Annotated in this window: 8 protein-coding genes and 1 pseudogene; 6 read left to right on the top strand and 3 right to left on the bottom strand. The window is 68.9% G+C overall.

Annotated features, from left to right (window positions below):
• Positions 1-43: 43 nt before the first annotated feature.
• Entirely contained in the window at positions 44-757 is a 714-nt protein-coding gene (locus tag AC2W7M_RS16210; RefSeq protein ID WP_486133248.1) for an MgtC/SapB family protein, read from the bottom strand.
• 115 nt (positions 758-872) lie between these two features.
• Positions 873-1,292: a VOC family protein gene (locus tag AC2W7M_RS16205; protein WP_486133246.1), complete on the bottom strand. Its 420-nt coding sequence runs from the start codon at positions 1,290-1,292 to the stop codon at positions 873-875.
• A 163-nt stretch (positions 1,293-1,455) separates the two neighbouring features.
• Here AC2W7M_RS16205 and AC2W7M_RS16200 point away from each other — a divergent pair, with 163 nt between their 5' ends.
• Both AC2W7M_RS16200 and leuC read left to right on the top strand, forming a co-directional pair.
• Positions 1,456-1,623 carry a hypothetical protein gene (locus AC2W7M_RS16200; RefSeq protein ID WP_486133244.1) on the top strand — a complete coding sequence of 56 codons (168 nt, stop codon included), beginning with the start codon at positions 1,456-1,458 and terminating at the stop codon, positions 1,621-1,623.
• An 81-nt stretch (positions 1,624-1,704) separates the two neighbouring features.
• Positions 1,705-3,137 (top strand): annotated as a pseudogene (gene leuC, locus AC2W7M_RS16195) (3-isopropylmalate dehydratase large subunit).
• Between the two features lie 156 nt (positions 3,138-3,293).
• On the opposite strand, the gene AC2W7M_RS16190 reads toward leuC, so the two are convergent.
• Entirely contained in the window at positions 3,294-3,419 is a 126-nt protein-coding gene (locus AC2W7M_RS16190) for a hypothetical protein (protein ID WP_486133242.1), read from the bottom strand.
• A 187-nt stretch (positions 3,420-3,606) separates the two neighbouring features.
• Between AC2W7M_RS16190 and AC2W7M_RS16185 the strand changes: the two genes are divergently transcribed.
• The 4 genes from AC2W7M_RS16185 to ybaL all read left to right on the top strand — a co-directional run.
• Positions 3,607-4,029, top strand: a complete 423-nt coding sequence (locus tag AC2W7M_RS16185; RefSeq protein ID WP_486133240.1) for a metallopeptidase family protein — start codon at positions 3,607-3,609, stop codon at positions 4,027-4,029.
• A 61-nt stretch (positions 4,030-4,090) separates the two neighbouring features.
• Positions 4,091-4,642, top strand: a complete 552-nt coding sequence (locus AC2W7M_RS16180; RefSeq protein ID WP_486133238.1) for a cytochrome b — start codon at positions 4,091-4,093, stop codon at positions 4,640-4,642.
• A gap of 101 nt (positions 4,643-4,743) precedes the next feature.
• Positions 4,744-5,349 (top strand): 3-isopropylmalate dehydratase small subunit, encoded by a 606-nt coding sequence (gene leuD / locus AC2W7M_RS16175; protein ID WP_121623208.1) that lies wholly within the window; start codon positions 4,744-4,746, stop codon positions 5,347-5,349.
• Positions 5,350-5,562: 213 nt separating this feature from the next.
• Positions 5,563-7,334 (top strand): YbaL family putative K(+) efflux transporter (gene ybaL, locus AC2W7M_RS16170; protein ID WP_486133236.1); only part of this gene is annotated, 1,772 nt, incomplete at its 3' end.

Below are 7,334 nucleotides of genomic sequence, written 5' to 3'. Positions count from 1 at the left end.
GCACCATTTTGGCGCAGGCCGGCGCGCGGACTGCGCGGCCGCGTCAGTCCTGGGAGGTGCTCTCCCAGTTCGCGTGGGTGACGCCTCGGGTGCCGGCGAGGCCGGCCACCACCTGGTCCAGTTCGTCCGGGTCGACCGAGGTGCTCACCAGCCGCGCCACCAGTTCCACCGCATCGCCCTGGACCGAGGACGTGACGTCGCCCACCGGGTAGGACGCCTTCTGCAGCGCCTTGATGAGCGCCTCGCGCACCTCGGCGACGGCATGCGCATCGGCGGTCAGGTGCACCTCGTAGCTCAGCTCGGAGCTGCGCGCGTTCAGCGGGATGCGGTCGATGGCGCCGGCGAGCGGGCGCAGCAGCGTATTGCCGGCGATGATGATGAAGGTGATGAGCAGCGCCTCGGCCAGCATGTCCGAGCCGGTGCAGGCGCCCACCGCCGCCGAGCACCATAGTGTCGCGGCCGTGTTGAGGCCGCGGATGTTCAGGCCTTCCTTCATGATGACGCCGGCACCGAGAAAGCCGACGCCGGTGATGACGTTGGCCACCACGCGCAGCACGTCCGTGGTGGTGCCGATGCGCGCGGCGAGGTCGGTGAAGGCCGCGGCGCCCACCGCCACCAGCACGTTGGTGCGCAGGCCCGCGGTGCGCTGGCGGTACTGGCGCTCGGCGCCGATCAGCGTGCCGAGCACGAACGCCGCGCCGAGGCTCACCACCGTATCGGCGAAGTCGACGCCGCTGAAAGTCTCGATGAAACGCACCGCCGCCTGCCCCCTTGCCGCGCAGTGCCTGCGCGCGTTGCCGCCGCACCGGGGACCGCTCTATGGGGCGGTGCCCGCATTGGCAAGCGCAAACGCCGCGGGGTGCCTGCCTGGGTCACGCCGCGGCGAGCGGCGCCGACAGCATCCAGCGGTGGCCGAACGGATCGACGAGGGTCGCGAAACGGTCGCCCCAGAAGGCGTCGCTGGGCAGCATCTCGCCGACCGCGCCTTCCGCCAGCGCGCGGGCAAAGGTGGCATCCACGTCGCCGGCCGCGGCGAGCGGCAGCGCCACCGCGACGCTGGCGCGCACTCCCGGCACCGGCGCGCCGGCGCCGCTCTCGAACTCGGGGAAGTCGTCGGAGATCATCACAACGCCATCGCCGAAGACGAGCCGCGCATGGAACACGCGCTGGCCGTCCTCGGCCATCATCTTGAATGTCTCCTGCGCCCCGAACGCCTTCTGGTAGAAGGCGATGGCGTCCAGCGCCCGGCCCACGGTGAGATAAGGGATGACGCTTCCTGCCCGTTCCGCCATGGCCTGTCCTCCGCCTGTTGGCGCGCCGCATCCTGCTGGCGCATGCCCTGCCGCACCGGGAGCATCGGCCGCGCCGTGTGACAATGCGATGTCGCGGGCGGCGCGCCTAGCGTCGCTGCGCTGCAAGATTGTCGCCGCATAGTGGAACTGCTACAAACCGCTCATGTCCATGACCGTGCCCGCTTCTGCCTGGTGCCGGGCGGCCTTCTGCGCCGCCGGACCGTTCGCGCGCACCACCATGGAATTTGCCGCGGTGCCCGACCATGTGCGTCTGCCCGGCCGCTTCTTCGGACGCTTCACCACCGCCGCCTCGGCGGTGCTTCCTCGCTGACGTCCGCCCCGTCTTCCCCGCACTGAGATCATCCGCCCGGCCGCATTCGCGCGCGCGGGCATCCTTAAGGGACACCACCCCATGAACGCACCCGTCGGCGGCCCCCGCACCCTCTATGACAAGATCTTCGACGACCACGTGGTCGAGCGCCAGGACGACGGCACCTGCCTGCTCTATATCGACCGCCATCTGGTGCACGAGGTGACGAGCCCGCAGGCCTTCGAGGGCCTGCGCGTGACCGGCCGCAAGGTGCGCGCGCCGCAGAAGACGCTCGCCGTGGTGGACCACAACATCCCCACCACAGACCGCACGCTGCCGAACCCGGACCCGGAAAGCGTGGCGCAGATCGCGGCGCTGGCGGAGAACGTCAAGGAATTCGGCATCGAATACTATGACGGCTTCGACAAGCGGCAGGGCATCGTCCACGTGATCGGCCCGGAGCAGGGCTTTACCCTGCCCGGCACCACCATCGTCTGCGGCGACAGCCACACCTCGACCCACGGCGCGTTCGGCGCGCTCGCCCATGGCATCGGCACCTCGGAGGTGGAGCACGTGCTCGCCACCCAGACGCTGATCCAGAAGAAGGCGAAGAACATGCGCGTCACGGTCGACGGCACGCTGCCGGAGGGCGTGGGCGCCAAGGACATCATCCTGTCGATCATCGGCACCATCGGCACCGCCGGCGGCACCGGCTACGTGATCGAATATGCGGGCGAGGCCATGCGCGCCCTCTCCATGGAGGGGCGGATGACCGTGTGCAACATGTCCATTGAGGGCGGCGCGCGCGCCGGCATGGTGGCGCCGACGAGAAGACCTACGCCTATCTGGAAGGCCGCCCCAAGAGCCCCAAGGGCGCGGACTGGGATGCGGCGCTGCGCTACTGGGACACGCTGCGCTCGGATGAGGGCGCCTATTTCGACACCGAGCTGAAGCTCGATGCGGCGCGCCTGCCGCCCATCGTCTCCTGGGGCACCAGCCCCGAGGACGTGGTCTCCGTGGAAGGCGTGGTGCCGGACCCGGAGCAGATCGCCGACGAGGTGAAGCGCGCCGCCAAGCACCGGGCGCTGGCCTATATGGGCCTCACCGCGGGCACCAAGATCACCGACATCGCCCTCAACCGGGTGTTCATCGGCTCGTGCACCAATTCGCGCATCGAGGACCTCAGGACGGTGGCGAAGATCGTCGCCGGCCAGAAGGTGAACCCGCACGTCGCCGCCATGATCGTGCCCGGCTCCGGCATTGTGAAGGAGCAGGCGGAGGCCGAGGGCCTCGACAAGATCTTCCTGGCGGCGGGCTTCGAGTGGCGCGAGCCGGGCTGCTCCATGTGCCTCGCCATGAACGCCGACCGCCTGTCGCCGGAGGAGCGCTGCGCCTCCACCTCGAACCGCAACTTCGAGGGCCGGCAGGGTCCGCGCGGGCGCACCCATCTGGTCTCGCCCGCCATGGCGGCGGCGGCGGCGATCGCCGGCCGCTTCGTGGACGTGCGGGCCTTGGCCGCACGCCTGACGTTTTGAGCGGTAACGGGAGGCCGTCGGCGGGGCCGGCGGCGCGGTCCGGGACTGTTGCAAAAGAAAAACGGGCAACCAAAAGGGTCGCCCGTTTTCAATCACAAGATCGTGAAATCTCTGCCTTGGGGAACGGTCTGCTGACCGTTCGCCGCCCCACCGCCCTCATCCGAGGGTGGCAAGCACCGTGGACACCGAGGCGGCGCTCGCCTCGTGGGGGGCGAAAAACGCAGCGATTCCAATGATCGTCACCAGCGCGCCGGTGACCGCAAGCTTCCGAAGCATGGTCACTCTCCCAATTCCTCGTCTGCGTCGACAACGATGCAGAGCCATTAAGAGTTCCTTAACCAAACCGGGCTGAACGGCGCTTGAGGTCCGCGTTCATAAGGCGTTCAGCCTTGTAACGCCCGCGTGAGTACTCGGCCGGCGGCGCCAATAGTTCGAGCGAAGGGCCCCATCAGGAGCGGGAGCGGAGCAGATGAGCACGCACAATGCCTGGCGCGACCGCGAGGCGCCGAGCCTCGCCGATTTCGAGGAGTTGGCGCGCGAGGCCTTCGCCCGCCTGCCCGAAACCTTCCGCCGCCTGTGCGAGGGCGTGGTGATCCGCGTCGAGGACTTCCCCACCGACGAGGTGCTCGACGCCATGGAGGCGGAGACGCCGTTCGACCTGCTCGGCCTGTTCCAGGGCATCGGCCGCGCGCAGGACGGCGCCACCTCCCAGACCGGCCAGATGCCCAACATGGTGTTCCTCTATCGCCGGCCCATGCTCGACTACTGGGCCGAGCACGAGGAGACCCTCGGCGGCCTCGTCACCCACGTCCTGGTGCACGAGATCGGCCACCATTTCGGCCTCTCCGACGAGGACATGGAGCGCATCGAGGAACTGGCCGATGGGCCGTGATGCCACATGGACCGCCGGACTTGCATCAGTTTAGAAACGCTCCAAACAATAGGAGCCCGTCATGACCACCCCTCTCCCGCCCGAACGCTACTCCCCCTCCATGCGGGCGTTGCACTGGCTCGTGGTGGTCGCGGTGCTCGTGGTTTATGGCGTCACCTATCTGGAAGCGGTCTTTCCGCGCGGCTCGCTGGGGCGGTCCTACATCTGGTGGACCCACATCTCGGTGGGACTTCTTCTGGTGGCGCTGATGGCGCTGCGCATTCCCAACCGCCTCGTCGCGCGCCCGCCGGCGCCGTCGGCCGCGCTCTCGCGGCCGGTGCGCATCGCCTCGGAGGCGGCGCACGGGCTGCTCTATCTGCTGCTGATCGCGACGCCGCTCGTAGGCATCTGGCTCGCCTTCCTGCGCGGCGACGCGGTGACCTTCTTCTCGCTGTTCACCATCCCGGCGCCGATCCCGGTCGACCGCACCTTCGCCCGCGAGATCAAGGAGGTCCACGAATGGCTGGCGAACGCGCTGGTGCTGATCGCCCTCGTCCACGCCGCCGCGGCGCTGGTGCATCATTTCGTGCTGAAGGACGACGTGCTGCGCCGCATGCTGCCCGGACCCCGCTGACCGCGCCGGCGCTGGGCAACCGCGCCAGTGCCTGTTAGGACTGACCCCAAGCGCGAAAGCGCACTCCACCCCAAGAACAACGCGAAATCCCGAGGATACCGATGGACAAGTTCACCGTTCTCGAAGGCGTCGCCGCGCCGCTGAAGCTGGTCAATGTCGATACCGACATGATCATCCCCAAGCAGTACCTGAAGACGATCCAGCGCACCGGCCTCGGCAAGGGCCTGTTCTCGGAGATGCGCTACCGGCAGGACGGCTCCGACAATCCCGACTTCGTGCTGAACCAGCCCGCCTACAAGGGCGCGAAGGTGCTGGTGGCCGGCGACAATTTCGGCTGCGGCTCGTCGCGCGAGCACGCCCCCTGGGCGCTGCTCGACTTCGGCATCCGCTGCATCATCTCCACCTCGTTCGCCGACATCTTCTACAACAACTGCTTCAAGAACGGCGTGCTGCCCATCAAGGTCTCGCCCGAGGAGCTGGAGAAGCTGTTCGAAGACGCCGAGCGCGGCGCCAACGCGACCCTCACCATCGACCTGCCGAACCAGGAGATCCGCGGTCCCGACGGCGGCGCGATCCATTTCGAGATCGACCCGTTCCGCAAGCGCTGCCTGCTGGAGGGCCTCGACGACATCGGCCTGACGCTCCAGAAGGCGCCGAGCATCGCCGCGTACGAGACCGCCAAGGGTGCCGAGCAGCCCTGGCTTTAGGGTCCGGCCCGCCGGTTCATCGGATCAAGTTCGCACGAAGAACGGGCGCTCCCGGCGGGGAGCGCCCGTTCTTTTTTCTGCGCGGGCGGGCCGAATTCGCCCCGAAGCTCTGGACCCGCCGGGGGATTTGCTTAATCTCTTGGCATTCCAATCAGTCCTGCGCCTGCGCGTCGCCGCGCGGATGGTCCCTTTTGCCTGGAAGGAGGTGCGAAATTGCCCCACGATACGCCGCTGATCGCGACCCTCGTCGGGGCCTTCGTGCTGGCCTTCGTGTTCGGCGCCATCGCCCAGCGGCTGCGTCTGTCGCCTCTGGTGGGCTACCTTCTGGCCGGTGTCATGGCCGGTCCCTTCACCCCGGGCTTCGTCGCCGACCAGCACATGGCGGTGGAACTGGCCGAGATCGGCGTCATCCTGCTGATGTTCGGCGTCGGCCTGCATTTCTCGCTGCGCGATCTGTTGTCGGTGAAGGCCATCGCGGTGCCGGGAGCGGTGCTGCAGATCGGCGTCGCCACCCTCATGGGCGTCGGTCTCGCTTATGTCATGGGCTGGGGCCTCGGCGGCGGGCTGGTGTTCGGCCTCTCGCTCTCCGTCGCCTCCACCGTGGTGCTGCTGCGCGCGCTGCAGGAGCGCCGCCTCATCGAGAGCGAGCAGGGCCGCATCGCGGTCGGCTGGCTGATCGTCGAGGACCTCGCAATGGTGCTGGCGCTGGTGCTGCTGCCGGCGCTGTCGGAATCGCTCGGCGGCAAGGCGGTGGACGCCGGCGCCGCCGCGGCCTTCCTCGGCCCCATGGACCTGTGGACCTCGCTCGCCGTCACGCTCGGCAAGGTGGCGGGCTTCGTGCTGTTCATGCTGCTGGTTGGGCGGCGGGTCATTCCCTGGATCATGCATTCCGTCGCCCATATCGGATCGCGCGAGCTGTTCCGCCTCGCCGTGCTCGCCATCGCGCTGGGCGTCGCCTTCGGCTCGGCGAAGCTGTTCGGCGTGTCGTTCGCGCTCGGCGCCTTCTTCGCCGGCATGGTGCTGAGCGAAAGCCCGCTGTCCCACCGGGCGGCGGAGGAGACGCTGCCGCTGCGCGACGCCTTCGCCGTGCTGTTCTTCGTCTCGGTGGGCATGCTGGTGGACCCGGCGATCGTCGTGAAAAGCCCGCTGCCGCTGCTCTGCGCGCTGGCCATCGTGCTGTTCGGCAAGTCGGTGGCGGCCTATCTGCTGGTGCGGATGTTCGGCTATTCGCAGCTGACCGCCCTTACCATTTCCGCCTCGCTGGCGCAGATCGGCGAATTCTCCTTCATCCTCGCCGCGCTCGGCGTCAGCCTCGGCCTGATGCCGGCCGAGGCGCGCGACCTGATCCTCGCCGCCGCGATCCTGTCGATCCTCGCCAACCCCTTCTTCTTCCTGGTCCTCGACCGCTTCCGGGCGAAGAAGGCCGCGGCCGCGATGGCCGCCGGCGCCCGCGCCCCGGAGCGGGCGGTGGAGGCGCCGGTCCCGGCGCCCGAATTGGTGCGCACGGAAAAGGACGGCCATATCGTCCTGGTCGGCTATGGCCGGGTCGGGCGCCTGGTGGCGGAGGGCCTGAAGGAGGCCGGCACCGTGTTCCTCGTGATCGAGGACCAGGAGGACCGGGTGGAGGAGCTGCGCAAGCTCGACATCGAGGTGGTGGACGCCAACGCCGCCTCCCCGGCCGCCCAGGAGGCCGCCAACCTCGCCGGCGCGCGGCGGCTCATCCTCGCCATCCCCGACGGCTTCGAGGCGAGCGGCGTGCTCAAGAAGGCGCGCGTGCTCAATCCGCAGATCGAGATCGTCGCCCGCGCCCATTCCGACGCGGAGGTGAGCCACCTGCGCCAGAGCGGGGCGGACCTCATCATCATGGGCGAGCGCGAGGTGGCGCGCGGCATGCTCGCGCATGTGCTGGCGGATCCGGAATCCGACCCCGGCGCCGCGCGGCCCGCTGGGGGATGGCGGCGGACGGCATCGCCGGCGCCGAGGAC

This window comes from Xanthobacter sp. BG11Y11_SDJG (assembly GCF_057364445.1).
This window is presented reverse-complemented; position numbering and strand designations above follow the sequence as displayed.